Origin of the sequence: Holdemania sp. Marseille-P2844, assembly GCF_900120005.1 — a bacterium.
Classification (GTDB): domain Bacteria; phylum Bacillota_I; class Bacilli_A; order Erysipelotrichales; family Erysipelotrichaceae; genus Holdemania.
Genome location: NZ_LT635449.1, coordinates 1 through 24,569, shown reverse-complemented (window position 1 = coordinate 24,569; position 24,569 = coordinate 1). Strand labels below are relative to the sequence as shown.

Genomic DNA, 24,569 nt, shown 5'->3' with positions numbered 1-24,569 from the left:
AAACAATGGAACGGATTTGTATTATCGGTTGTCCCGGCAGCGGCAAGAGTACGCTGGCAGCGCGCCTCGCGTCGCAAACAGGCATTCCGGCAGTGCATCTGGATCAGCTGTTCTGGAAGGAAAACTGGGTTCAGCGCACAGCTGCGGAATTTGACGAGCTGTTGGCGGAAGCACTCAAGCAAAGCCGCTGGATCATGGACGGGAACTTTGCCCGCACGCTGCCGTTAAGGTTAGGCTTCGCGGATACCCTGGTCGTTTACGATCTGCCCAAATGGCGCAGTTTGCTGGGCTATTTTAAACGGCTGCGGCGCTACCGCGGCCAATCCCGGCCTGATATGACGCCGGGCTGCGCGGAGAAGCTGGATTGGGAGTTTGTGGGGTACATCTTAAAATTCAAACGCGAGGATCTGAGCGCGCTGCAGCGTGAATTTCCTGATCTGACCATCATCCGGTTGCGCTCGCACCGTCAGGCAGAGGACTGGCTGGGACAGGTTGAGCGCGTTTCCAAATCGTGAAAAGAGAGCGAAGCGCAAATAGAATACCCGGATTACGAGTGCAAAAGAGAAGAATAACGATGAACAAAAAAGAAAGTGAAAATGCGGGCCGTCAGAAACGGCGGCACGTTTTGACGAGGTGATCAAAATGCTTCAATTAAAACGCTTCACGGCGGCGGACGGCGAACAAGCGTACGCCTTTCTGCAAGCCTTCGCTCCGGACGAAAACGGCTTTATGAATCCTTACCGCGGCTGTCCGAAAGATCAGTTTTTAACGCAGGAGCTGCCGCGGATTCTGGCACACGCCGAAGGAAAAATGCTGAAGGAAAATTACGTGCCGGAAACCTGGTTCTTTCTGTGGGATGACGATCAGATGGTCGGTTTGTTCCGGATCCGGCATTACCTCACCGAGGCCTTGGCGCAGGGTGCGGGTCATGTCGGATATGGTATCCATCCTGCTTATCGGGGAAAAGGCTATGCGACGCGCGGCTTGGCGCTGGCGGTCAAGGAAGCCGCGAAGCTGATCCGGGAGGAGGAGGTCTATCTGTCCTGCCATAAAGACAATCCGGCTTCGCTGCGGGTTCAGCTTAAAAATCAGGCGCGGATCGATCATGAGGACGAGGTGGAATTTTATACCCGGATCCCGCTGCCGGAGCGCAACGGCTGACGAAAAAACAAGCTTGGTAAGATAAAAAAGAAGTCTGGCAGAATCCGGAATCATTCCGGCTGTCAGACTTTTTCAATAGATTGTGATATCGCGATGAAACGGAAAGTTTCCGTTCTGTAAGAATAAGCAATTCGCTTTCCGAACGGTTAAGATTTAACGCCGGCCAGAGCTATGTTGGATGTCAGGCCTCTTGGCAGATAGGATCGAGTCTGAATTCCCGCACGAGAAACGCCGCGAACCAGCTGATGAGCACTTCCTGCGGCATCATCGGGGCAAGCCAGTGCAGCTGCTGAAGCAGTGCGGTCTGTTGATGAAGCATCTGATCGCACAAACTGCGGCACAGCGTAATCCGGTCCGCTTTGCCGATCAGCGTCAATAACGATTGTTTCGTGGTCTGCTGCAGCAGGCTCTGATACAGCGAGCGTTCGGTTTCCAAGGCTGGCGATCCGGCGTTGAAATAGCCGGCCAGCTCGATCAGGAAAGCCTGCGGATCGAGAATGACCTGGGGATCTTTTTTCATGAATTCCGCGCCGTTTTCCATCATCCGCACCAACACCGTTTCTGCGGTGTCGCCCTTGATTTTCAGCACTCTGTCCAGCAGCACGTTCTGCGGCCACAGCGTGTCGATGAACGGATGATCGGAATCGTCCAGCTGACATTGGAATAAGGTCAGCTCGCGCAGCATCCGCTCTGCCAGAGCACGCAGCGAAGCGTTCAGCGGAGAAAAGACGAAACGCTCTCCGATCAGCTGACCGAGAAATTTCTTCGCGTCCAGCAGCCCCAGCTCGCGGTTGCGCTTTAAAAGCTCCGGATCAAACGAAAGGAACGAACCCAGCTCGCGGGAAGGGGAAATCACGGCGACCTGCGGCAGCTTTTCCAGCGTCGGATGGATCGGACTTTGATAATGCAGATTCACGGCGATCACCCGGTCCGCACCCATCCTCAGCGCCAGTGCGATCGGCAGGTTGTCCTGATATCCGCCGTCGATATACTGCTGCCCGTCGAACTCGTAAACCGGAAAGGCCGGAAAACACGAAGCAGTCGCGATCAGATAATCCTTGATCCGGCCTTCGGGAATCTGCGCTTTCGTCAGCTCCACCGCCTGAAGCGAAGGATAACGCACGGTGACCAGTCCGAAATCAATCGGCGAGCGGCGCAGCTTCTCTTCGTCGACCAGCCGGGCGATCATTTCTTTTAACGGCGTGTTGTCCGCCCCTTTGGTGTTGATGTATTTTTTTAGGAAAGGGGCGATTTTCTGTTTGTTTTCCATGATCGCGCTGAGCTCTAAATCAAAACCATCCTGCATCACGTCTTCAATCCTGAGATTCGCCCACAGATCCAGCGCCGCCGCATAATCCTGCTGGACGATCAACGCGCCGTTTAACGCGCCGATCGAAGTTCCCGTCACGATGTCCGGGGCCAGGCCGGCCGCGCTTAACGCCTGCCACACTCCGATTTCATAGGCGCCCCGCGAACCGCCGCCGCACAATACCCATGCCGTTTTCATGATCTGTTCCTCCCGTTCGATTGTTTTCTATCTTTATGTATTATATAATAACGGCGCAGGTTTCGATACGCTGAAAACGTTTTTGGCGGAAACGAAAACGGAAAATGAAAAGAAAGAGGTGAAGGACGATGAAGCTGATTCATCATGCGATTTATTTTGTCAGCTGCATGGCGATTTATATCGGCCTGTTCTGGGCGGAATGCCAGATCGTGCCGCCGGTGCTGGAACTGTGCCTGCCCTCAGGCTGGATTGGGGTCGAATGGGTCGTCCTGGGTCTGTTCCTCCTGTTTCCCAATCCGCAGCTGACCTGGATTTTCGGCAACCGGATTTCCCGCCGGCTGACGCCCGCTTCCTGATTTGACATCAAGTTTCACTTTCTCTGCGCATACGCTGTATGGGAGGTGAGACTTTTTTATGTTCCATCGAAAAAACAGGCTGCTTTTGATCGAAGTGCTGACGCTGGTGGCCGCCGGGTTGATCATGATCGCCTCCAGCTCGGTGTACTGGGCGGAGTTCAAATATCACAACCCCTGGTATTTTGTCCAGCGTCAGGCGCTGTTTGCCGGGCTGGGCTTAGTCGCGATGAATTTGACCAGCCGGCTGAATATTCAAAAGCTGCGGGAAAAACAGAAGCCGATTCTGATCGGCTGTTATATCGCGCTGGCGCTGGTGCTGATTCCGGGACTGGGCGTGCAGCGCAACGGCTCGCGCAGCTGGTTCGGCGTCGGCAGCTTTTTGATCCAGCCCTCGGAGTTTTTCAAGCTGGCGCTGATTCTCTCGGTGTCGGATTATCTGGCTTCCAAAGACCGGATTAAAAGTCTGCGCCGGGATTTGTTAGTGCCGCTGTTTTTAACCATGCTGGGTTTCGGATTGATTCTTCTGCAGCCGGATTTCGGCAGCGGATTGGTCATGGTCTGCAGCATCGTTGTGATCGTGCTGGCGGCGGACGCGCCGTTTAAGTATTTTATCCGTCTGGGACTGCTGGGCGCGGCAGGCTTGACCGGCTTGATTCTGGCAGCCCCGTACCGGATGGCGCGGATCGTTTCCTTTCTTGATCCGTGGCAGGATCCGTTAGGCAGCGGCTTCCAGATTATCCAGTCGCTGTTTGCGATCGCCCCGGGCGGCTTGCTGGGAGCCGGACTGAACCGGTCGATGCAGAAGCACTTTTATCTGCCGGAACCGCAGACCGATTTCATCTTCGCGATCACAGCGGAGGAGTTGGGCTGGATCGGCGCTTCGCTGATCATTATTATTTATCTGCTGATCATCCTGGAGGGTGTCCGGATCGCCAAGAACGCTCACGATCCGTTTCTGTGCTATGTCGCGGTCGGCATCGTCAGTTTGTTCGCGATTCAGGTCATGATCAATCTCGGCGTCGTCGTCGGTTTGTTTCCGGTCACCGGGATTACGCTGCCCTTGATGTCCTACGGCGGCAGCTCGTTAGTGATGATCATGGCCTCGCTGGGCATCTTAATGAGTATCGCCAAGGCCTAAAGGCAAGATGCGGGTGGGCGCGGCGGACGATGTATGCTATAATAAGGCAGGCAAAAAAGCAAATGAAAAAGGAGTGAAACGCAATGCGCGTATTAATTGCGACCGGCGGCACCGGCGGTCATATCTATCCGGCGCTGGCGCTGGCCGACGCCATGAAGGAAAAAGATCCGCAAACGGAAATCCTGTTTGTCGGCACGGCGGAACGGATGGAGTCGACGGAGATTCCCAAGGCCGGCTATGCGTTTGAAGCGATTAAGGCCAAAGGGCTGAACGGTTCCGCCCTGGCGAAGGTTCAGGCCGTCATGCAGCTGGCTCAGGCGTATTTCGCCTGCCGGAAGATTGTGCGGCAGTTCCGTCCGGATTACGCGATCGGCTTTGGCAACTATATCAGCGCGCCGGTGATTCTGGCCGCGCACTTCGCGCATGTGCCGACGATGCTTCACGAACAAAATTCCTATGCCGGCAAAGCGAACCGCTTTCTGGCGAAATATGCCGATCAGATCGTCGGCTGCTATCCTGAAAACTTAGACCAGTTTCCGCCGCAGAAAACCCGGATCCTCGGCAATCCGCGGGCCAGTGTGGCGGCCCGGGCGCAGCGCGATCCCAACGTGGTGCGGCAGCTGGGTCTGGATCCGGCCAGGCCGTTAGTCGTTGTTGTGATGGGCTCGCTGGGCTCGGAAAGCGTCAATGCCGTCATGGTCAAGGCGCTGAAGCAGATGGCCGGCCAATCTTATCAGGTATTGTATGTTACCGGCCGGGCGGCTTATGAGGAAGTCCGCGCGCAGCATCTGGAATGTGCCAATATCAAGGTAGTCCCGTATATCGACGGGGTCAAGGTCATGGTCAACGCCGATCTGGCGGTGGTGCGCGGGGGAGCGACAACGGCCGCGGAGATCACGGTTTTAGGGCTGCCGGCGATCATCATTCCCAGCCCTTACGTTCCCAACAACCATCAGGTGCTCAACGCGAAAGCGCTGCAGAGCGCGGGGGCGGCGCTCATGATCGAAGAAAAAGACTTGACAGAAGGGGAAATAACCGCAAAAATAGAGAGTGTTGTTTTTGATCCGATCCGTTTGGAAAGCATGCGGACGGCTGCGAAGCGGCTGGGACATCCGGATGCCAGCGAACAGATATACAACTGGATCCAACAAGGATAAAAGGTGATTTTAACAATGAGAAACAGCTTGGAAAGACTGCGGTGCTATGGCGATGTGACGGAAAATGTTCCGATGTCGACGCTGACGACACTGCGCATCGGCGGCAATGCCCGCGCGGTCGTCTATCCCAAGACAATGCTGGCGCTGACGCAGGTGCTGCGGCTGTTAGCCAAGCAGGGGATTCCGTATAAAATCTTCGGCAAGGGGAGCAATCTGTTATGCTCCGACAACGATTACGAAGGCGTGATACTCAAGCTTGACCGCTATCACGGCGACTTTTATTTCGACGGCCAGACGGTAGTGGCGGAGGCCGGCTGTTCGATTATCGCTTTGTCGTATGAAGCGATGAAGCATTCGCTGTCCGGACTGGAATTTGCCAGCGGCATTCCCGGCACGGTCGGGGGCGCGACATTTATGAATGCCGGCGCGTACAAGAGCTGCATGGCTGAGGTCGTCAGCGAGGTGTTCGTGCTGCGGCAAGGACGCTGCGAATGGTTAAGTCCGGCTGAGTGCGGCTTTGGCTATCGGACTTCGATTTTCCAAAGTCATCCCGACTGGGTGATTCTGGCCGTCCGGTTTCATTTGACAAAACAGGATCAGACGGAGATCCGCGATCTGATGGACCGCCGGCGTCAGCGGCGGATGGAATCGCAGCCGTTGGATAAGCCGAGCGCCGGCAGCGTGTTCCGCAATCCCAAGGATCGCCAGGCTTGGCAGATGATCGACGAGCTGGGCTACCGCGGCCGCCGTGTCGGCGGGGTTTCCGTCAGCGAGAAGCACGTCAATTTCATCGTCAACGATCAACAGGGAAAGGCCCGGGATTTTATTGAACTGGTCGAGGAAATTCAGGAACAGGTGCGCCGTCATTATGGTGAGGAACTGATTCTGGAAGTGGAGAAGTTTAACTGGTGATCCGCAAACCATCGCCGGTCAAACCGGACGAAAACAAAAACTCGGTAGATCTGTTGATCGAACAACGGCGGCGTCAGGCCGAACAAAAAAACTTCCGCCATCAGAAACGCCGGCTGTTCAAGGCGTCGTTAGTCTGCGCGCTGATCGTGATGGGACTGGCGTATTATTCAAGCGACGCTTCGTTAATCAAAACCGTCAGCGTTAAAGGCAACGTCAGTCTAAGCCGTGCCGATGTGCTGGAACTGGCGGGAATCACAGCTCAGTCGCGCTGGCTGACGGTATTTGCACCGCAGGTGAAAAATGCCCTGCAGCAGTACCCGCTGATCGTCTCGGCTTCAGTGCGGCATGAGCGCGGCAACCAGATCGTGATTGAAATTGAAGAACGGGAGCCGGTCGGCTACCGCTACATCGAAGAACCGGAAATTTTATTCAAGGACGGAACCGTCGTCAAGATGGATGAACGGATGACCGGCCTGATTGCAAGAATTCCGCTGATCGTCGGCTTTCAAAGCGAGGAACAGAGCGCCGATCTGGCGATGGCGTTCCGCCATGTGCCCGCAGCGATGATTTCGTTGATTTCGGAGATCCAGCAATATGAGGTTTCCTACGATCCCAACATGATCCGGCTGATCATGCATGACGGCAACCAGTTTTTTTCCAGCTACTATTCGATGGACGTGCTCAGCGAGTACAACAGCATCGTTTCCAATCTCAACAAGCCGAACTCGTGCATCTACGTCGATGAAATGTCCAAGTCCGCCTACACCCAGCTGTGTCCGGGCGAAGCGGATCCCAACGCGCCCGCAGAGGGAGAATCAGATGAAAATTCTGACACAAACGGCGCAGAAACCGAGTAAAATTTGAAAAGTACAAATAGTTTGATATAATAAATAAAGCGAAGGAGGAATCGTTCATGTCCATAGAACGGGTAACCAGCTACGGAAATATCAACATCTCGCAGGAAGCGATCGCAACGTTGGCCGGAGGTGTCGTCAGCGAATGCTACGGCGTCGTCGGGATGGCTTCCCAGAAGTTAGTGAAGGATGGCTGGGCTGAATTATTGAAAAAAGAAAACTATTCCCGCGGGGTTGTCGTCAGAAAGACCGACAGGGGAATGGAACTGGATCTATATATCGTCATCGGTTTCGGCGTTAAAGTGTCCGAAGTCGTCAGTGAAGTACAGAAGAAAGTGAAGTATGTCCTTGAGAAAACTCTGGAGCAGGATTTTGCGGCCGTCAATGTCTATGTGCAGGGTGTCCGGGTTATTGGTTAATCGGAGGGTATCATGAATAGAATTAACGGAACGGATTTTAAAGAGATGCTGCTCAGCGGAGCGGCTCATTTGAGCAACCGCCACGACGCGATTGACGCGCTGAATGTTTTCCCAGTCCCGGACGGCGACACCGGCACGAACATGTCGATGACGTTCACCTCGGGCGTGAAGGAAGCGATGCAGGCGTGCACTGAGGATCTCAGCTTGTTGGCGAAGACCTTGTCGAAGGGGCTGTTGATGGGAGCACGGGGAAATTCCGGCGTCATTCTGTCGCAGATTTTCAGAGGTTTTTACCAGTCGATTGAAGGCAAGAGCGAGCTGACTCCGGCGGATTTGGCGGCGGCGTTCGTCAATGGCAGCAAGGTTGCCTACAAGGCGGTTATGCGCCCGGTGGAAGGGACAATTTTAACGGTTGTCCGCGAAGCCAGCGCGGCCGGCGAGCAATACATGAAGGAACATCCGGAAGCGACGATCGACGATGTGTTTAACTGCATTCTCGACGAATCGCGGATTTCACTGGCCAATACGCCGGAACTGCTTCCGGTATTAAAGGAAGTCGGCGTCGTCGACAGCGGCGGAACCGGATTGGTCGTTATTTTAGAAGGCTTTAAAGCGGCGATGGATGGTCATCCGTTCGTCATGGAAGAAAAGGAAAGCACCACCGCTAAAGCGGCGATGGAGCTGGAAAATGAAGAATTCGGCTACTGCACGGAATTTATTCTGCGTTTAAGCGAGCAGGGACAGGTCACATTCACCGAAGAGAAGATGAAGAAGGCGCTGGCTCGCTTGGGCGAATCGATCGTCGTCGTTCAGGATGACGATCTGGTCAAGGTGCACGTGCATACCCTGACCCCGGGCGACGCGCTGAACTATGCGCAGCGCTATGGCGAATTCGTCAAACTGAAAATTGAAAACATGCAGGAACAGCACAACACGATCATGAACGAATCGCTGCCGGAAAAAGCGGAAGCCCCGGTGGAAGAAAAAGATTACGCTCTGATTGCGGTTGCGGCCGGGGACGGCTTGAAGAAGCTGTTTGAGGAATACCGCGTCGACGTCGTGATTTCCGGCGGGCAGACGATGAATCCGTCGACTGAGGATTTTGTCGCGGCGATCAAGAAGGTCAAGGCGAAGCATATCTTCATCCTGCCGAATAACTCCAACATCATCCTGGCGGCGCAGCAGGCCGCGGCAGTGATGGAAGACCAGGATATCCGGGTTCTGCAGACAAAATCGATCCCACAGGGCTTATCCGCCTGCATCATGTTCAATCCGGAAGTCTCCGCGGAAGAAAACGAAGCGGAAATGACAGCCGCGCTGCAGCATGTCAAAACGGGGCAGATCACCTATGCGATCAAGGATACAACCTTCGACGGCATGGAGATCGTAGCCGGGGATTACATGGGCATCGCCGAGAAGTCGATCGTGATTTCAACGCCGAATAAAATGGATGCGTGCCTGCGGTTACTGGACAGCCTGATCGACGGGGATTCGGAGATCGTGACGGTGCTTGCGGGTGAAGACGCCAGCGAGGAAGAAACGTCCCAGATCGCCCGGTACATCGAAGATCAGTTCGGCGTGGAAACGGATATCCAGGCCGGAGGTCAGCCTGTCTACTCGTTTATCTTTGGTGTCGAATAAGTCAAAGGGACAACGTTGTAAATATTGCAAGTCTGAAGTTTGAACTTGACAGAAACAGAAAATCGACGGAATGCGGAAAATCTGGCTCTTTCAAAAATAGTGTTGGTGAGAGAAAAACCGAAACAAGAAAGACGCAGATGAGTTCCAGAAATGGGGCTCATTTTTAATTGAGAAAATGGCAGGGAACTAAGGTGTTAGAAATAAGTAAAATGCGGGTCTTAAATTGAATGAAAGAACGATAACCGAAAGCCAGACGCTTGATGACCTTAATCAGATTATTCGTACCTTCAATCATGCCATTGGAAAATGAGTAAGTCAAGGCGTTGATCACTGCCTCTTTCCGTTCCACTAAGGACTGAATGGCGGTATTCATGGGCTTGGAGATCAAAGGATCAGGATTCAGACAAGCTTGGAGGAAGGCGTCAGGATCTTTCCGGTTGAGCGCGGTAAGGAGACTCTGATAGAGCTCATAAGTCGCCTTGAGCTCGGGATCCAGTTCAACTAAGAAGTGGACAAGGTCAATTTCGCGCATCAGAGATGGAAAGCAAACCCATTTTTTGAAGTCCTGATCATTCAGGTCATCTTCAAATTTAAGAAGGAGTTTCCAATAGCGTTTGAGCTTATTGTAATGAGGCTTACTCTGATTCATGAAATTGACGCGGGTCTTATTGAGAGCGCGGCTGAGCAGCTGAACGATGTGGAAGCGGTCAAGAATGATCTTGGCGTGAGGGAAACAGTGGTGAACGACAGAGAAGTAAGGGGAATACATATCCATACAAACGGTTTTAACGGCTTCGCGGGCTTTCCTGGAATAGCTCATGAAATAGCGGATGAGAGCGGGCATTCTGCGATCAGGAAGGATATTGAGGATCTGACCGGATTCCGCGTTAAGAAAGAGAAAAGACATTGAAGCATCAACCCCTTTGACAGAGCGAAACTCGTCAAAACAGAGATGAGGGGGAAGAAAATTCCGCTGGACTTTAAAATCCTGATAGAGCTGTTGAAGAAGGGAATTCACCGTAGCATGAGAAACAGAGTGACGGAAAGCGATATCTTTTTCAGAAGTCTTCATCTTGGCGTCGAGGGCAATGGAGAGACGAGTGTTATTGGAAATGAAACAATGAGGGAGAACGATGGAAGTCGAAGCCGTAAAAGTATGGCCGCAATGTTTACAAAGGAAGCGTTGTTTTTTGAGGCGGAGATAAGCGGGGCGGCGGGAAACGGAAGGCAGGGTGATGAGGGAGGATTTCGTACCATGTTTGATGATAGCCGAGCCGGGGTTGGAGGACCCGCAGAGAGGACAGGAAGAGGGAGGGTCATAAGAAAGCGAGCCGGAAAAGACAAGGGAGTCAACACCACGAATCGACTGAGAAGAGACACAATCCTCAGAGAAATGAAGATGAGGGTCTTTTAAATTGAGAACAGATACGATAGAATGAGTAATGGACATAGTGAGATTTCCTTTCTGTAATTTGTGGTGATTTTATTGTAACGGAAATTCTTACCTATGTCTCTTTTTTTATGCTCAAGAAAAAAAGGCTTTGGTTTCCACCAACACCAAAATTTATAGAACCGAAAATCTCTGCATTCCGTTTTTGTTTTGTCTGCGAATGAAGATCCGGATTCTGCCATGGGCATAAATCAAACGCAAAAGCAGAGATCTCTGCCGGAGATTTTCAAGTTCGCTTGGCGCTGACTTGAAAAATAAGGTATAATAAAGCTATTCTTGTTTGAAAGGAGGAAGAACCGATGGCGCTGACGTTAAAACAGTTGAAAATGACCCCGAAGCGGACCGAGCTGTTGGAAAAAATGGGACTGACCGACAGCGACGCGATTCTGATGTGCGTGCCGCTGCGCTATCAAAGCCGTGAGGTGATTCCTTATGATCAATGGCAGGTGAAAAGCGAGGTTATTCTGGAAGGGCAGATTGTGCGGCCGGCGCGGACGATGCGGATTCGCGGCGGCAAGACGATGACGAAGTTCCAGCTGGAAAATGACGACGATTGCTTTGAGATCACGATATTCAACCGCCCCTGGGCCAGTAATCTGACGGTGGGCCAGCGCGTGACGGTGATCGGCTATTACCAGGGCGGAAACAAGATCACAGCTTCGACGTATAACTCGCAGCCGCTGCAGGAACAGCTGGGCGTCACGCCGGTCTATCCTTTAAAGGAAGGCATGACGCAGAAGATGATGCAGGAAATTATCAAAAAAACCTTCATCACCGCTCAATCGCATATTGAAGAGCTCGTACCGCCTTCGCTTCAGGCACAATACCGCCTGCTGCCGAAAAAGACGGCGCTGCGCTGCCTGCATTTCCCACGCTCCATGGACGAGGTCTACCAGGCCACGCGGACGCTGAAATACGAGGAGTTTCTGAAATTTCATCTTGTACTGGAGATGATCCACCGGCAACAGACCGAAACCGTGACGAAGAAAGCCAAGCAATTCGATGCTGAACAGGTGTACGCGCTGGCGAATCACCTCTCCTTCGCGATGACCCCGGATCAGTTCAAAGCGGTGCGGGATATTCTGGCCGACATGGGCAGCGATAAAATCATGTATCGGTTAATCCAGGGCGACGTCGGCTGCGGCAAAACTCTGGTCGCTTCGCTGGCTTTGTATGCCTGCGTGCTCAGCGGCCATCAGGGCGCGATCATGGCCCCAACGGAAATCCTTGCCCGTCAGCATGCCGTTTCCTTAAAGAAGCTTTTCGCCGGTCTGCCGATCAAGATCGACGTGCTTTGTTCGTCGCTGCCTTCGGCAAAGAAAAAAGAAGTGCTGCAGGCGATGAAGGACGGAACGCTGAATCTGGTCGCCGGCACGCACGCGCTCTTTCAAAAGGAAGTGGAGTTTGCCAAATTGGGGCTGGTCGTCGCTGACGAGCAGCATCGCTTCGGTGTGGAACAACGCCGCGCGTTAAAGGAAAAGGGCGAGAAGGTCGACTTTCTGTTGATGAGCGCGACGCCGATCCCGCGGACGCTGGCCGCGACGCTCTACGGCGACATGGATATCTCGACGATCATGACGATGCCGCCGGGCCGCAAACCGATTCAGACTCGGTTAGTGGAGGAAAACAGCCTGCGCACGATCATGCCGCAGCTGTTGGACCAGCTGGAGCAGGGCGGTCAGATTTACATCGTCTGCAGCGCGATCGAGGAAAATGAAAACTTCGACGGCCGCAACGTGCTTGATATTTTTGAAAGCTTAAGCGAAGCCTTTTCAGGCAAGGCCAAGCTGGGCCTGATGCATGGGCGCATGAGCAGCGAGGAAAAGGAACAGGCGATGCATGATTTTGAGGCCAATAAGACGCAGATCTTAGTGTCGACGACGGTCATCGAGGTCGGCGTCAACGTCGTTAACGCCTGCTGCATGGTGATTTACGACGCGCACCGCTTCGGTCTGTCGCAGCTCCATCAGCTGCGCGGCCGGGTTGGCCGCGGACGCCGGCAGGGCTATTGTTTTTTACTGACCGCAAGCAAGGATCCGGAAAGTCTGGCCCGTTTGAAAATCATGGAACAGACGACAGATGGTTTCGAGATCGCGATGAAGGATCTGGAACAACGCGGACCAGGCGAGCTGCTGGGTACCCGTCAAAGCGGGGTGCCGGGATTGATTTTAGGCGATCTTATCGCCGATACCAGAATCATCCAGACTGCCCGTCAGGACGCGGCGCGGATCCTGAACGATCCGGACAACACGGAGTTTCAGCCGTTGTTAACTAAAATCCGGAAAGAAAATGAATCCGCTATTTCTTATATGGATTAATCACGATATAATAAAATAAGAGAATCAGAAAGGAAGAAAAAAATGAAAATATGCGAATGGCTTGAAGCACGAGGAATTCATTGCAAAGACAGCCGGTTGATCGAGCAGGCTTTTGTGCATTCCTCGTATGTCAATGAACATAAGCAGCTGAAACATGATAACGAGCGCCTGGAATTCATGGGCGACGCGGTGCTGCAGCTGTGGGTTTCGGATAAATTGTTCCGCCTGGATCCGCCGCTGGACGAAGGGCATATGACGACCTTCCGCGCGCAGCTGGTGTGCGAGGAGGCGTTGGCGATCTATGCCCGGCAGCTGCAGCTGAATTCCTTCTTGAAGCTGGGCGTGGGCGAGGAAAAAACCGGCGGCCGCGAGCGCGATTCGATCATCGCCGATATGTTTGAAGCGATGCTGGGCGCACTGTATGAGGATGGCGGTATGGGACCGATCGACAATATCCTGACCGAGGTAATCGTGCCGCATTTAAGCCATCCGGAGGAACCGATCATCGTCGATTATAAGACGAAGCTGCAGGAATATGTCCAATCGGATTCCCGCAAAACCGTGACCTATGAAGTCATCAATACGACGGGGCCTTCCAATAAACCGGAGTTTGAAGTGCAGGTTAAACTGGACGGGATTATTCTGGGCACAGGCAAGGGCAACTCCAAGAAAAAGGCGGAACAAAAAGCCGCTCAGAACGCGTTTGAAAAGATGGTGCTGTGAAGATGAACAAAGGAAACTTCGGAACGCTGCAGGACGGCCGGTCTGCGCAGTGGTTAGAAATTGAAAACGATAAGCTGCGGGTGCGCGTCAGCGATTACGGCGCCACGCTGGTTTCACTGTGGGTCAAGGACGCACAGTTGGACGCAGTGCTGGGCTTCGATCAGGTCGGCGGCTATCAGCAATCCGTCAAATACATGGGCGCGATGATCGGGCGCGTCGCTAACCGCATTAAGGACGGGCAGTTCACGCTCGATGGACAGGCTTACACGCTTTACCGCAACGATAAAGGCAATACGCTGCACGGTGGTCAGGAAGGGTTTGACGCGAAGCTGTGGACGGTGCGGGAACATACTTCCCAGACGGTCACGCTGGAGCTGGTATCGCCGGCGGGCGACGAAGGCTTTCCCGGTGAGCTGACGGTCACGGTGACCTATGCTCTGGCAGGCAACCGGCTGTCGATTACGACCCGCACCCGCACGACCGCCGCGACGCCGGTATCGCTGACCAATCACGCCTATTTCTCGCTGAACGGACAGATTCCGTCGTTAGACGAACATTGGATTCAGGTGGACGCCGATGAAATCGGTTTGCTTGATCCCAATGGCTGCACGCGTCCGGAAACGCTGGAGGTCGAAGGCACGGCCTTCGATCTGCGCCAGCCGAAAAAACTGACCGAGGTCTTAAACCAACATCACAGCCAGCTGGAAATCGCCGGCGGCCTGGATCATAATTATGTGCTCAACGGCGTTGGCTTCCGACCGGTCGCCAGCCTGATCAAAGGCGGACTGACGATGCGGGTGCTGAGCGATATGCCGGACATGCATGTCTACACCGCCAACTTCTTAAACAGCGAGGTTGGCCGCGGCGGGGTGCGGTATACGCCGCATTGCGCAGTTTGTTTTGAAACGCAGTATTATCCCAACAGCGTCAATGATCCATCGAAGATTTCCTGCATTCTGAACCCGGGTGAAACGATGGAGCATTGCACGGCATTTGAATTTGATCAGGAGGATCAGGCATGAACAAGACAGAGCTTAAAGCGGCGTTAAATGAACAGCGGCCGCGGTTCACCAGTCTGTATGGAGAGGGACAGGCTGAGCGTCAGATCGCACGCTACGGCCAGTTGATCGACGATTACGAAAGAGCGTTTGGAAATACGGACTGCGCTTTGTTTTCGGCTCCGGGACGAACCGAGGTCGGCGGCAACCATACCGACCACCAACATGGCCGCGTTTTGGCAGCCAGCGTCAATATGGATGCGGCAGCGGCGGCCGGCAGGCGGGAAGGCGAGGTCGTCTTTTACTCGGAAGGCTTTGAGATCAAACCAGTGTCGTTAGCGGATCTGTTTGTCCATCCGGAAGAAAAAAACACCTCGGAAGCACTGATCCGCGGCGTGCTGGCCGGATTTGTCCAGCGCGGCTACAAGATCGGCGGATTTCAGGCCGTTTCCAACAGCACGGTGCTGAAAGGCTCGGGAATTTCTTCCTCCGCTGCTTTTGAAGTGCTGGTCGGCACGATTTTATCGCATTTGTATAATGACGGACAGGTTTCCGCGCAGGAAATCGCCAAGATCGGTCAGTATGCAGAAAACGTGTATTTTGGCAAGCCGAGCGGGCTGCTCGACCAGATGGCTTGTTCCGTCGGCAATTTTGTGACGATTGATTTCAAGGATCCGCAGAATGTGCTTGTGGAACAGGTTGATTTTGATTTCAATCACAGTCAGATCGCGTTGTGTCTGGTCGATACGCGCCAGGATCACGCCGATCTGTCGGATGAATACGGTCTGATGCCTTCAGAAATGCGTCAGGTTGCCGCGTATTTCGGCGCCGAGGTGCTGCGTCAGGTGGAGCCGGCTGAGTTCTACCGCCGGCTGCGCGAGGTGCGGGAGAAGGTTCAGAACGATCGTGCAATTCTGCGGGCGATTCATTTCTTTGAGGAAGACGCGCGGGTGCCGCTGCAGGTGCAGGCGCTGAAGGATCACGATCTGAAGCGTTTCTTTGAACTGGTGATCGAATCGGGGCATTCCAGCTTCATGTATTTACAGAACGTAACCAGTCCGAGCGATATCCGGCATCAGTCGCTGGCGCTGGCGCTGGCCTTGTCGGAAAACGTGCTGAAGGGCCATGGCGCATGGCGCGTCCACGGCGGCGGTCTGGCAGGAACGATTCAGGCGTTTGTGCCGCTGGCGTTGCTTGACTCGTATCAGAAGGTCATGGACGACTGCTTCGGCTCAGGCAGCTGTCATGTTTTATCCATACGTCCGGAAGGCGGAGTCCGGCTGATTTAAAAGAACCGTAAAGGTTCTTTTTTTTGTTTTGTCAAGCAGAAAGCATCAGAATTCAGACACTTTCCTGTTAATGGAGATTGTGAATAATGAAATTAATTTAACTTGTTGAATTCACAAGGTGTTCGCTATATACTTAATTTATGAAAGGGATTGCAGAAAGGATGAGAGAACATGGTTGAAATTTTAGAAGCTCGTGTCCTGAACCCGCAGATCACGTTGCTGAAGTTAAAAGCAGAGCGGATCGCGAAGAAGGTTCAGCCAGGACAGTTTGTGATTCTTCATCAAGATGAAAAAGCAGAAAGGATCCCGTTAACGATTGCGGATTCCGATCCGCAGGAGGGCACGATCACCGTGATCGTACAAGCCGCGGGCGAATCGACGAAGCGGCTTTGCGCCTTAAAGACCGGTGATTCGATTCGCGATGTCGTCGGGCCATTAGGTCAGGCTACTGATTTTGGCGAAGCACAGAATATCTGCGTGATCGGCGGCGGCGTCGGCTGCGCGATCGCGTATCCAAGTGCGAAGGCCTGCCACCAGCGGGGCGCGCATGTCGATTTGATCGCCGGCTTTAAAAATGAATCGCTGGTTATTTTGAAAGAGGAAATGACGGCGATCGCGGACGAGTTTACGCTGATCAGCGACGATGGCAGCACCGGCAAGCAGGGCTTTGTCACCGATGCGCTGAAAGAAAAGCTGGAACAGGGAAAGAAATATGATTTAGTCATCGCCATCGGACCGATCATCATGATGAAGATGGTTTGCAAGGTGACGGAAGCGGCCGGCATCAAGACGCTGGTCAGCCTGAATCCGATCATGATCGACGGCACCGGCATGTGCGGCGGATGCCGCGTCACCGTTGGCGGCAAGGTGAAGTTCGCCTGTGTCGACGGCCCGGATTTCGACGGCCATCAGGTTGATTTCGACGAGCTAATGCAGCGTAACCGCACGTATATGGAAGATCATCGCTGTCATCTTGAGGAGGCGAAATAACATGCCGAATATGCAGAATGAAAAAACGCCGATGCCTTTGCAGGAGGGCCTGGTGCGGATTACAAACTTTGAGGAAGTTGCGTTAGGTTATACTGAGGAACAGATGATCAACGAGGCAGATCGTTGTCTGCACTGCGTCAATCATCCATGCACAGCGGGCTGCCCGGTTTCCGTCATGATTCCGGATTTTATCCAGGCGCTGAAGCAGGGCAAGATCGACGAGGCTTACGGCATCATTACCAGGACCAACAGTTTCCCGACAATCTGCGGGCGCGTCTGTCCGCAGGAAAACCAGTGTGAAAAGAACTGTGTCCGCGGAATCCGCGGGGAAGCCGTGGCGATCGGCCGGCTGGAACGCTATGTCGCCGACCATCACACGCCAGTTTACCCGGAAAAGCCGCAGCCCAACGGAATGAAGGTTGCGATTGTCGGCTCCGGTCCGGCCGGGCTGGCCTGTGCGGCGGATTTGGCGAAGGAAGGGTTTGCGGTGACGATCTATGAAGCTTTGCATGAGGCGGGCGGCGTCTTGCGCTACGGTATTCCGGAATTTCGTCTGCCGAAGCGAATCGTCGACGAACAGCTCGATCAACTGAAACACCTGGGCGTTGCGATTGAAACCAACGTCATTATCGGCAAGACCTTGACGATGCAGGAGTTGGAAGACGAAGGCTTCCAGGCGGTCTTTATCGGCAGCGGCGCCGGTTTACCGAAGTTCATGGGCATTCCGGGAGAAACTGCGGCCGGGGTCTTCAGCGCTAACGAAGTGCTGACCCGCGTCAATCTGATGAAGGCCTATCGCGAGGATCATCTGACGCCGTATTATCAAAGCAATCACACGATCGTCGTGGGCGGCGGCAACGTCGCGATGGATGCCGCACGCTGCGCCCGCCGGCTGGGGAAGAAAGTTACAATCGTCTACCGCCGGTCGCTGGCGGAAATGCCGGCGCGCAAGGAAGAAGTCGAACATGCGATGGACGAGGACATCACGTTTATGACGCTGCACAATCCGGTTGAAATCTACAAGGATGAGAAAGGCTTCGTCAAAGGCGTGAAGCTGGAGAAGATGGAGCTGGGCGAGCCGGATGAGCGCGGCCGGCGTTCGCCGGTGCCGACTGGAGAAATGATCGATTTGGTCTGCGACTGCGTGATCATGGCTTTAGGCACTTCCAGCAATCCGCTGCTTGTCCGCAGTGAACCTCGCTTACAGACCAATGCCCGCGGGTGTCTGGTCGTCAACGAAGAACAGGAAACGACGATGAAGAACGTCTACGCCGGCGGCGACGCAGTCAGCGGCGCGGCGACGGTCATCCTGGCGTTAGGCGCGGGGAAGAAAGCGGCCGCCTCGATTATCAAGGCGTTGACGCCGAACAAAGCATAATTGTAAAATCTTGAAGAGCTGCGCAGGTTGAGAGAAGCGCAGCTTTTCTCATTTTTTAAAACAAGCAAGGCGGAAATGCAAGGCTTTCCTGTCGAACGTACTTTTTGATTTTGAGTATAGCTTTAACGATGATTTCTGCGAATGAGGGGAAAGTAACCTTGCGAAACATAAAAAAACTGCCCCGAGGAATCTGAGCAGGAATGATTAAATTCAAGGACATCTAGACTAAGAAAAAGGACATCTGACTAAGAAATAGGATGCAGGTCTTCAGGCATTATCGGCAGGAATTCCTGACTGTGCCTGAAAATGCAGCGTGACCCGCAGAATTTCACTCACAGTGCCGAAACGAAACGGTAATCCCCAGACGCCCATTCCACTGGTGACCAGCGCTTGCGGCTGGGTATCGCAGTGGCCGGCGACGCACGGATAAGCCAGTCCAACAATCAGGGAGAACGGCGCAACCTGTCCCGCGTGGGTATGGCCGGACACCTGTAAAAGCACCGCCGGGTTTTTCTCTTTCAGTTTAGGCTGATGATCGACGACGATCCAGTCGGCGTTCAGATTGCCGATCAAATCGTTTAACGCCAGACGCGGCTGCGAGCGGTCCTGACGGAACAACAGCTGAAGATGCTCGTCAATCGCGATGGTTTGATCGCGAAGCAGGACGATCCGGCTGGCCTGGATTTGTTGGGAATACGCTTCATAGCGGCGTTGGTGGTATTCATGATTGCCCGCCGCCAGATAGACCGTTTCCAGTTGGGAATGATTGACGGCATCGAGGAATTGCTGCAGCTGTTGCGGCGTCGTGTATTCGTCGAACAGATCGCCGGCGATGATCACCGGCTGCTCCGGCGTTTGTTCCAGGATGCGGATTAAGGCGTTGATTTCCTTCGTGTTGACGGAGGTTCCCAAATGCAAATCCGAGATCACGGTGAACTGCAGTTCGTCATGTGGAAACCGGGAGCTCAGCGTGAGCTGGGTATCGTGAACGGCAAGCGTATGCGCCTGCCGCCATCCTGTGACGCTGATTCCGCCGCTCAGCAGGACGCTGAGACTCAGCCAGCTGAGCAGCCAGGTCCGCGTACCGGTGTGCCGCAGCTGAAAAAGCAGCAGAAGCAGTGTGGAAATCGCCAGGAAAACCAACGCGCCCAAGGCCAGAGCCTGAACGAATTGCGTAGAGCCCAGCGGTAAGGGCATGAACCGGACGATGAATATCAGTACCGCGACTCCGTCAAAAATCTGGATTTTTTTGCGAATGCTGAACGAAACATGACTGCGCTCAAGCAGGCGCTGCTGGGCGGCCAGACCCGCCAGAATTCCGGCCAAGACCAGAATTAATATCAATTTAAGCACCATAGTCTCACTTCCTATTCATTAGGATACCAGAGAAAACGAAAAATCAGCGTCAGAAAAAATAAAGAATTTTGAAAACCGGCTTCAAAGAAGACCAGGACTAACCTGGAAGAATCAGTTCAATGAAAATTGTTTCAGGAAGAAATTGAAAAAAGATCATCAAGAAGTTCAGGAATCCGGGGAAAAGACTTTAAAAGACCTGCGTTTTTTTCTATAATGAAAATCAGAATTGGAGTTGAAATCATGAAAATACTCGATTTGCGCAGCGACACGGTTACGCAGCCGACGCCTCAGATGCGGGAAGCAATCGCTTCCGCCCTTGTCGGCGACGATGTGTATGGCGACGATCCGACGGTCAACGAGCTGGAGCGTCAGGCTGCCGAGCGTTTAGGCAAGGAAGCGGCGTTGTTTGTTTCCAGCGGAACGATGGGGAATCTGTTAGGCGTTCAGTCGCAGACTCAGCGCGGGGATGAAGTGATCCTCGGAGCGCGGAGCCACATCATCACCCATGAAGTCGGCCATCTCGCTCAGATCTGTCAATGTATGGGGCGGACGATCGACAACCCGGACGACCGGATTTATCCGGACGATATCCGTCAGGCGATCCGGCCGGATGACATTCACGAACCGCCGACAACGCTGCTCTGTCTGGAAAACGCGTTGTCCAACGGCACAGTGGTGCCGTTGGAACTCATGCGGCAGGATTATGCCGCAGCGAAGGAAGCCGGACTCAACGTCCATCTGGACGGCGCACGATTGTTTAACGCGGCGACGGCGCTGGGCGTTGATGCGGCAGAGCTGGCGGCCTGTGCGGATTCCGTGACGTTCTGCCTGTCCAAAGGACTATGCGCGCCGGTCGGTTCAATGTTATGCGGAACGAAGGAATTCATTGCCCGCGCGCGGCGCAACCGCAAGCGGATCGGCGGCGGCTTGCGTCAGGCAGGATTTCTGGCCGCGGCCGGATTGATCGCGATGAATCAGATGAGCCTGCGGCTGGGCGAGGATCACGCCAATGCGAAAACATTGGCGGCGATGCTGGCGGAGCTGGACGGCGTTGCGGTGGCGAAGGATCAGCTGGATATCAATATGGTCTTTCTGACGCTGAACGGTCTGGCCGCGCCGGAGCGGTTTGTCGATGCATTAAAGGAACAGGGGATTTTAATCAACGGTGCGGATCACGGCGTTTACCGGCTGGTCACGCACTGGGGAATTGAGACCGCGGATCTGCCGCGGATTGCCGCAGCGATCGACCGCTGCAGAAAGGAACTGTAATGGACTATAAAACACGCCGAACCCGCGTCATGGAGGCAATGCCGCAGGGTTCCCTGGCATTATTCTTCTCCGGCAAAGCGCCGGTCCGTTCGCTGGACGAGGCCTATCCGTTCTCGGTCAACCGTAATTTTTACTATCTGACCGGTTTAGATCGGGAGTCGATGACGCTGGCGCTGATTAAAAACGGTGATTCCGTGCAGTCAGTGCTGTTTATCGAGCCGTTTGATCCGGAACAGGCCCGCTGGGTCGGCGGCCGGATGAAACCGGAGGAAGCACAGCAGCAGGCCGATGTCGACGCAGTGTATCCGAATGCGGAAATGCTTGATTTCATCCATCGTCAGATGAAGCTGAACCGCGGCAACCGCCGTATGAGCGTCGGGCTGGATCTGGCGAAGGAGAGCTGGGAGGAGCCGGATGATCCGGCCTATCGGTTTGCCAGTCATGTGCGGCAGCATTATCCCAGCGTCGATCTGATCAACGTCCACGCGTCCCTGGCCCAGCTGCGGATGATCAAGGACGAGGATGAACTGAATCTGATGCGGCAGGCGCAGGAAGCGACGATCACCGCCGTCAAGGTGATGATGCGGCATTGCGCGCCGGGCATCAATGAAACCGAGCTGGAAGGGGTCTTCGACTTCGCTTTGATGAAGCAGGGGGTGCGCGAGCATGCGTTCCCGACGATCTGCGCTTCGGGCGCCAATGCGACGACGCTGCATTACAGCCGCAATGACGAAGTGATCGAAGACGGCAGTCTGGTGCTGTGCGATCTGGGCGGTGCGGTTGGTCATTACTGTGCCGATATCACGCGCACCTATCCGGCCAACGGCCGTTTCACAGAGCGCCAGAAACAGATTTATGATATCGTGCTGGAAGGTCAGCGGCGGGTGATCGCCGCCATCCGGCCGGGACGCACGCTGCGTCAGCTGAACCAGGTGCTGGTTGATTTTTACAGCGAACAGCTCGCCGCGATCGGTCTGTTAGATCACGGCATGACCGTGCGGGATTACTACTTCCACAGTGTGTCGCACCATCTGGGTCTGGATACTCACGACGTCAACATCGCGAATCTGCCGCTGGCAGCGGGGATGGTGATCACCGTGGAGCCGGGACTGTACCTGGAAGCGGAGGGGATTGGCATTCGGATCGAGGACGATGTGCTCGTCAGCGAAACCGGGGCGGTCAACTTAAGCGAAAAGCTGCCGCATACGACGGAAGAAATAGAAACGTTCATGAACAAGGGGGAATAAACAATGGACAAACTTCAACGTGATGAATTTTACAACTACCGCTTTTTATCCAATCTGACTGTATCGCCGGAAAAAACGGCGGCGGCTGTGACGGTCTGGCAGGCGGATCCGAAGAACAACGGCTACACAAGCAACATCTGGGTCCGCAAGGATCAGGGATTTGCGCAGCTGACGGCGATGGATAAGGAAAGCAGCTTTATCTTTGATGATGAGACGACAATCCTGTTTGCGGCCAGCCGTGACAGCCAGGACAAGAAGAAGGCGGAAGCCGGCGAGCCGTATACCGCGTATTACCGGATTTCGTTAACGGGTGGGGAAGCGGTCAAGGCCTTTACGGTACCGTTAAAGGCGATCGGGATCTGGAAGCTGGACGTGGATCTGTATCTGATCAAAGCCCGCACGGATGCCGGAATCGGCGATTTTGCGGCGATGAGCGAAGAACAGCGCGAACAGGTTTTGAAGGCGAAGAAAGACAACGTTGATTATGAAGTTTTCGATGAAATTCCGTTCTGGTCCAACGGCGGCGGATTCACGAACAAGCTGCGGAATACGTTGTATGTCGTCGATGCGAAGGCGAAGACCTGCACGCCGATCACCGCGCCGCTGTTTATGACCGGCGACGTCGACGTGAAGGAGGGCAAGGTGCTGTATACCGGCGAGGAATACACAAGCCGTCCGCAGCGCAAGGCTTCCGTCTATCTGTATGACGTCAAAACCAGGACGACGGAATGTGTTTATGATAAAAAAGAATATTCGATTCACGAAGCCGCGTTTTTCGGTGAGGCCATCGTGCTGGCGGCTGCGACGACAACCCGCCATGGCAATAACGAAAATCCGTATCTTTATAAGCTTGATCCGGTGAGCCATGAGGTGACGCTGTGGGCGCCGTACGAGTACAGTATGGGCTCCTCGGTCGGCTCCGACTGCCGTTATGGCGGCGGCTGCGGTTTTGCGGCGGATGAAAAAGCGCTGTATTTCTTGACGACGCGCGAGGACAGCTCGCATTTGTATAAGATGGGCGCCTGCGGCTGCATTCAGCCGGTGATCGAGCTGACAGGCTCTGTCGATCATTTCGCGCTGGCCGACGGTAAGATTCTGTTTGCGGGCATGCTGGGGCAGAAGCTGCAGGAAATCTATGAGTATGATCCGGAGACTAAGACGACCACCCAGATTTCCGATTTCAACGAAGCGGTGTTAACGAATAAATATGTCGCGGTTCCGCAGCGGTTAAGCGTCGAGTCGGAAGGCACGACGATCAACGGCTGGGTGCTGCTGCCGAAGGATTATGATGAAACGAAGCGCTATCCGGCAATCCTGGATATCCATGGCGGACCGAAGACAGTGTATGGCGAGGTCTTCTATCATGAGATGCAGGTCTGGGCGAACGAAGGCTATTTTGTCTTCTTCTGCAACCCGATCGGCTCCGACGGCCGCGATAATGAATTCGCGGATCTGCGCGGCAAATACGGCACCTGCGATTACAACAACATCATGGATTTCACGGATGCGGTGCTCAAGCAGTATCCGGCGATCGACGCGCAGCGTGTCGGCGTAACCGGCGGCAGCTACGGCGGATTCATGACCAACTGGATCATCGGCCATACCTCGCGCTTTGCGGCCGCGGCCTCCCAGCGCAGCATCGCCAACTGGATTTCGTTCTACGGCGTTTCCGATATCGGCATGACCTTCGGACCAGACCAGCAGGGCGGCAATATCTACGACGATACGGAAAAGCTGTGGTGGCATTCCCCAGTTAAGTATGCGCGTGCCTGCACGACGCCGACGCTGTTTATCCATTCTGATGAAGATTACCGCTGTCCGATGGCGGAAGGCTTGCAGATGTATACCGCTCTGGTCGATCTGGGCGTCGAGTCCAAGCTCGTGTATTTCAAGGGTGAAAATCATGAACTGAGCCGGTCCGGCAAACCGCTACACCGGATGAGAAGATTGAACGAGATCACCGACTGGATGCAGTCGCATTTAAAATAAACCAGAGAATTCATGACGATACCGCTTAGCGCGGTATCGTTCTTGTATTCCGCGTTCCCGCATCAGTCCGAGGCGAGATTGACGATCTTTATGCCGCGGATTTAGAAATGAATGAAACAGGGTTTTGAAACTAAAAAGGCTCTTTCAAAAATAGTGTTGGTGAGAGAAAAACCGAAACAAGAAAGACGCAGATGAGTTCCAGAAATGGGACTCATTTTTAATTGAGAAAACGGCAGGGAACTAAGGTGTTAGAAATAAGTAAAATGCGGGTCTTAAATTGAATGAAAGAACGATAACCGAAAGCCAGACGCTTGATGACCTTAATCAGATTATTCGTACCTTCAATCATGCCATTAGAAAATGAGTAAGTCAAGGCGTTGATCACTGCCTCTTTCCGTTCCACTAAGGACTGAATGG

Annotated in this window: 22 protein-coding genes; 18 read left to right on the top strand and 4 right to left on the bottom strand. The window is 53.9% G+C overall.

Annotated elements, in window-relative coordinates; translation table 11 throughout:
* The first annotated feature begins 5 nt into the window (after nucleotides 1–5).
* On the top strand, nucleotides 6–515 hold the full coding sequence (locus BQ7364_RS02820) for an AAA family ATPase (RefSeq protein WP_072683315.1): 510 nt from the start codon (nucleotides 6–8) through the stop codon (nucleotides 513–515).
* 127 nt (nucleotides 516–642) lie between these two features.
* Nucleotides 643–1,161, top strand: coding sequence for a GNAT family N-acetyltransferase (locus tag BQ7364_RS02815; RefSeq protein WP_072683314.1), 519 nt, complete (start codon nucleotides 643–645; stop codon nucleotides 1,159–1,161).
* Nucleotides 1,162–1,342: 181 nt separating this feature from the next.
* On the opposite strand, the gene BQ7364_RS02810 is transcribed toward BQ7364_RS02815, so the two are convergent.
* Nucleotides 1,343–2,668, bottom strand: a complete 1,326-nt coding sequence (locus tag BQ7364_RS02810; RefSeq protein WP_072683313.1) for a patatin-like phospholipase family protein — start codon at nucleotides 2,666–2,668, stop codon at nucleotides 1,343–1,345.
* Between the two features lie 128 nt (nucleotides 2,669–2,796).
* Between BQ7364_RS02810 and BQ7364_RS02805 the strand changes: the two genes are divergently transcribed.
* The 7 genes from BQ7364_RS02805 to BQ7364_RS02775 all read left to right on the top strand — a co-directional run bounded on the left by BQ7364_RS02805 (nucleotide 2,797) and on the right by BQ7364_RS02775 (nucleotide 9,145).
* Nucleotides 2,797–3,024 carry a hypothetical protein gene (locus tag BQ7364_RS02805; protein ID WP_006060553.1) on the top strand — a complete coding sequence of 76 codons (228 nt, stop codon included), beginning with the start codon at nucleotides 2,797–2,799 and terminating at the stop codon, nucleotides 3,022–3,024.
* A gap of 58 nt (nucleotides 3,025–3,082) precedes the next feature.
* Nucleotides 3,083–4,162 (top strand): putative lipid II flippase FtsW, encoded by a 1,080-nt coding sequence (ftsW, locus tag BQ7364_RS02800; RefSeq protein WP_006060554.1) that lies wholly within the window; start codon nucleotides 3,083–3,085, stop codon nucleotides 4,160–4,162.
* An 83-nt stretch (nucleotides 4,163–4,245) separates the two neighbouring features.
* The gene (murG, locus tag BQ7364_RS02795) at nucleotides 4,246–5,319 is read left to right on the top strand and encodes an undecaprenyldiphospho-muramoylpentapeptide beta-N-acetylglucosaminyltransferase (protein ID WP_006060555.1); all 1,074 of its coding nucleotides are present in this window, start codon (nucleotides 4,246–4,248) and stop codon (nucleotides 5,317–5,319) included.
* Nucleotides 5,320–5,334: 15 nt separating this feature from the next.
* A complete protein-coding gene (gene murB / locus BQ7364_RS02790) occupies nucleotides 5,335–6,231 on the top strand; it encodes a UDP-N-acetylmuramate dehydrogenase (RefSeq protein ID WP_072683312.1) in 897 nt (298 codons plus the stop codon).
* A complete protein-coding gene (locus tag BQ7364_RS02785; protein WP_072683311.1) occupies nucleotides 6,228–7,088 on the top strand; it encodes a cell division protein FtsQ/DivIB in 861 nt (286 codons plus the stop codon). Before murB ends, BQ7364_RS02785 begins: the two co-directional genes overlap by 4 nt.
* A 56-nt stretch (nucleotides 7,089–7,144) precedes the next feature.
* On the top strand, nucleotides 7,145–7,504 hold the full coding sequence (locus BQ7364_RS02780; RefSeq protein WP_072683310.1) for an Asp23/Gls24 family envelope stress response protein: 360 nt from the start codon (nucleotides 7,145–7,147) through the stop codon (nucleotides 7,502–7,504).
* A gap of 12 nt (nucleotides 7,505–7,516) precedes the next feature.
* Nucleotides 7,517–9,145, top strand: a complete 1,629-nt coding sequence (locus BQ7364_RS02775; protein WP_072683309.1) for a DAK2 domain-containing protein — start codon at nucleotides 7,517–7,519, stop codon at nucleotides 9,143–9,145.
* A gap of 163 nt (nucleotides 9,146–9,308) precedes the next feature.
* Here BQ7364_RS02775 and BQ7364_RS02770 read toward each other — a convergent pair whose 3' ends face one another.
* Nucleotides 9,309–10,595, bottom strand: a complete 1,287-nt coding sequence (locus tag BQ7364_RS02770; protein WP_072683308.1) for an ISL3 family transposase — start codon at nucleotides 10,593–10,595, stop codon at nucleotides 9,309–9,311.
* Between the two features lie 299 nt (nucleotides 10,596–10,894).
* Between BQ7364_RS02770 and recG the strand changes: the two genes are divergently transcribed.
* The 6 genes from recG (at nucleotide 10,895) to gltA (ending at nucleotide 18,291) form a co-directional block, all read left to right on the top strand.
* Nucleotides 10,895–12,913 carry an ATP-dependent DNA helicase RecG gene (gene recG / locus BQ7364_RS02765; RefSeq protein WP_072683307.1) on the top strand — a complete coding sequence of 673 codons (2,019 nt, stop codon included), beginning with the start codon at nucleotides 10,895–10,897 and terminating at the stop codon, nucleotides 12,911–12,913.
* Nucleotides 12,914–12,955: 42 nt separating this feature from the next.
* Entirely contained in the window at nucleotides 12,956–13,636 is a 681-nt protein-coding gene (gene rnc, locus BQ7364_RS02760; protein WP_072683306.1) for a ribonuclease III, read from the top strand.
* Nucleotides 13,637–13,638: 2 nt separating this feature from the next.
* Nucleotides 13,639–14,658 (top strand): aldose epimerase family protein, encoded by a 1,020-nt coding sequence (locus BQ7364_RS02755; protein ID WP_072683305.1) that lies wholly within the window; start codon nucleotides 13,639–13,641, stop codon nucleotides 14,656–14,658.
* A complete protein-coding gene (locus BQ7364_RS02750; RefSeq protein ID WP_072683304.1) occupies nucleotides 14,655–15,923 on the top strand; it encodes a galactokinase in 1,269 nt (422 codons plus the stop codon). Before BQ7364_RS02755 ends, BQ7364_RS02750 begins: the two co-directional genes overlap by 4 nt.
* Nucleotides 15,924–16,094: 171 nt before the next feature.
* Nucleotides 16,095–16,913, top strand: coding sequence for a sulfide/dihydroorotate dehydrogenase-like FAD/NAD-binding protein (locus BQ7364_RS02745; protein WP_072683303.1), 819 nt, complete (start codon nucleotides 16,095–16,097; stop codon nucleotides 16,911–16,913).
* A 1-nt stretch (nucleotide 16,914) separates the two neighbouring features.
* A complete protein-coding gene (gene gltA / locus BQ7364_RS02740) occupies nucleotides 16,915–18,291 on the top strand; it encodes an NADPH-dependent glutamate synthase (RefSeq protein ID WP_072683302.1) in 1,377 nt (458 codons plus the stop codon).
* 267 nt (nucleotides 18,292–18,558) lie between these two features.
* On the opposite strand, the gene BQ7364_RS02735 is transcribed toward gltA, so the two are convergent.
* Nucleotides 18,559–19,647: a metallophosphoesterase gene (locus tag BQ7364_RS02735; protein WP_072683301.1), complete on the bottom strand. Its 1,089-nt coding sequence runs from the start codon at nucleotides 19,645–19,647 to the stop codon at nucleotides 18,559–18,561.
* Nucleotides 19,648–19,860: 213 nt separating this feature from the next.
* On the opposite strand from BQ7364_RS02735, the gene ltaE reads away from it, so the two are divergent.
* Genes ltaE through BQ7364_RS02720 form a run of 3 tightly spaced genes read left to right on the top strand, consistent with a single transcriptional unit; the run spans nucleotide 19,861 to nucleotide 24,152 of the window.
* Nucleotides 19,861–20,916: a low-specificity L-threonine aldolase gene (gene ltaE / locus BQ7364_RS02730; RefSeq protein WP_083538409.1), complete on the top strand. Its 1,056-nt coding sequence runs from the start codon at nucleotides 19,861–19,863 to the stop codon at nucleotides 20,914–20,916.
* Nucleotides 20,916–22,163: a M24 family metallopeptidase gene (locus tag BQ7364_RS02725; RefSeq protein WP_072683299.1), complete on the top strand. Its 1,248-nt coding sequence runs from the start codon at nucleotides 20,916–20,918 to the stop codon at nucleotides 22,161–22,163. Before ltaE ends, BQ7364_RS02725 begins: the two co-directional genes overlap by 1 nt.
* A gap of 3 nt (nucleotides 22,164–22,166) precedes the next feature.
* Complete coding sequence (locus tag BQ7364_RS02720) at nucleotides 22,167–24,152, top strand: alpha/beta hydrolase family protein (protein ID WP_072683298.1); 1,986 nt, start codon at nucleotides 22,167–22,169, stop codon at nucleotides 24,150–24,152.
* A 217-nt stretch (nucleotides 24,153–24,369) separates the two neighbouring features.
* Here the strand turns inward: BQ7364_RS02720 and BQ7364_RS02715 are convergent.
* The coding region (locus tag BQ7364_RS02715) for a transposase (RefSeq protein WP_200798754.1) at nucleotides 24,370–24,569 on the bottom strand (200 nt) is incomplete at its 5' end.

Bases quoted from the DNA above. Each gene is read 5' to 3' on its own strand.
- BQ7364_RS02820 (WP_072683315.1), top strand. From the start codon at position 6: ATGGAACGGATTTGTATTATCGGTTGTCCCGGCAGCGGCAAGAGTACG.
- BQ7364_RS02815 (WP_072683314.1), top strand. From the start codon at position 643: ATGCTTCAATTAAAACGCTTCACGGCGGCGGACGGCGAACAAGCGTAC.
- BQ7364_RS02810 (WP_072683313.1), bottom strand. From the start codon at position 2,668: ATGAAAACGGCATGGGTATTGTGCGGCGGCGGTTCGCGGGGCGCCTAT.
- BQ7364_RS02805 (WP_006060553.1), top strand. From the start codon at position 2,797: ATGAAGCTGATTCATCATGCGATTTATTTTGTCAGCTGCATGGCGATT.
- ftsW (WP_006060554.1), top strand. From the start codon at position 3,083: ATGTTCCATCGAAAAAACAGGCTGCTTTTGATCGAAGTGCTGACGCTG.
- murG (WP_006060555.1), top strand. From the start codon at position 4,246: ATGCGCGTATTAATTGCGACCGGCGGCACCGGCGGTCATATCTATCCG.
- murB (WP_072683312.1), top strand. From the start codon at position 5,335: ATGAGAAACAGCTTGGAAAGACTGCGGTGCTATGGCGATGTGACGGAA.
- BQ7364_RS02780 (WP_072683310.1), top strand. From the start codon at position 7,145: ATGTCCATAGAACGGGTAACCAGCTACGGAAATATCAACATCTCGCAG.
- BQ7364_RS02775 (WP_072683309.1), top strand. From the start codon at position 7,517: ATGAATAGAATTAACGGAACGGATTTTAAAGAGATGCTGCTCAGCGGA.
- BQ7364_RS02770 (WP_072683308.1), bottom strand. From the start codon at position 10,595: ATGTCCATTACTCATTCTATCGTATCTGTTCTCAATTTAAAAGACCCT.
- recG (WP_072683307.1), top strand. From the start codon at position 10,895: ATGGCGCTGACGTTAAAACAGTTGAAAATGACCCCGAAGCGGACCGAG.
- rnc (WP_072683306.1), top strand. From the start codon at position 12,956: ATGAAAATATGCGAATGGCTTGAAGCACGAGGAATTCATTGCAAAGAC.
- BQ7364_RS02755 (WP_072683305.1), top strand. From the start codon at position 13,639: ATGAACAAAGGAAACTTCGGAACGCTGCAGGACGGCCGGTCTGCGCAG.
- BQ7364_RS02750 (WP_072683304.1), top strand. From the start codon at position 14,655: ATGAACAAGACAGAGCTTAAAGCGGCGTTAAATGAACAGCGGCCGCGG.
- BQ7364_RS02745 (WP_072683303.1), top strand. From the start codon at position 16,095: ATGGTTGAAATTTTAGAAGCTCGTGTCCTGAACCCGCAGATCACGTTG.
- gltA (WP_072683302.1), top strand. From the start codon at position 16,915: ATGCCGAATATGCAGAATGAAAAAACGCCGATGCCTTTGCAGGAGGGC.
- BQ7364_RS02735 (WP_072683301.1), bottom strand. From the start codon at position 19,647: ATGGTGCTTAAATTGATATTAATTCTGGTCTTGGCCGGAATTCTGGCG.
- ltaE (WP_083538409.1), top strand. From the start codon at position 19,861: ATGAAAATCAGAATTGGAGTTGAAATCATGAAAATACTCGATTTGCGC.
- BQ7364_RS02725 (WP_072683299.1), top strand. From the start codon at position 20,916: ATGGACTATAAAACACGCCGAACCCGCGTCATGGAGGCAATGCCGCAG.
- BQ7364_RS02720 (WP_072683298.1), top strand. From the start codon at position 22,167: ATGGACAAACTTCAACGTGATGAATTTTACAACTACCGCTTTTTATCC.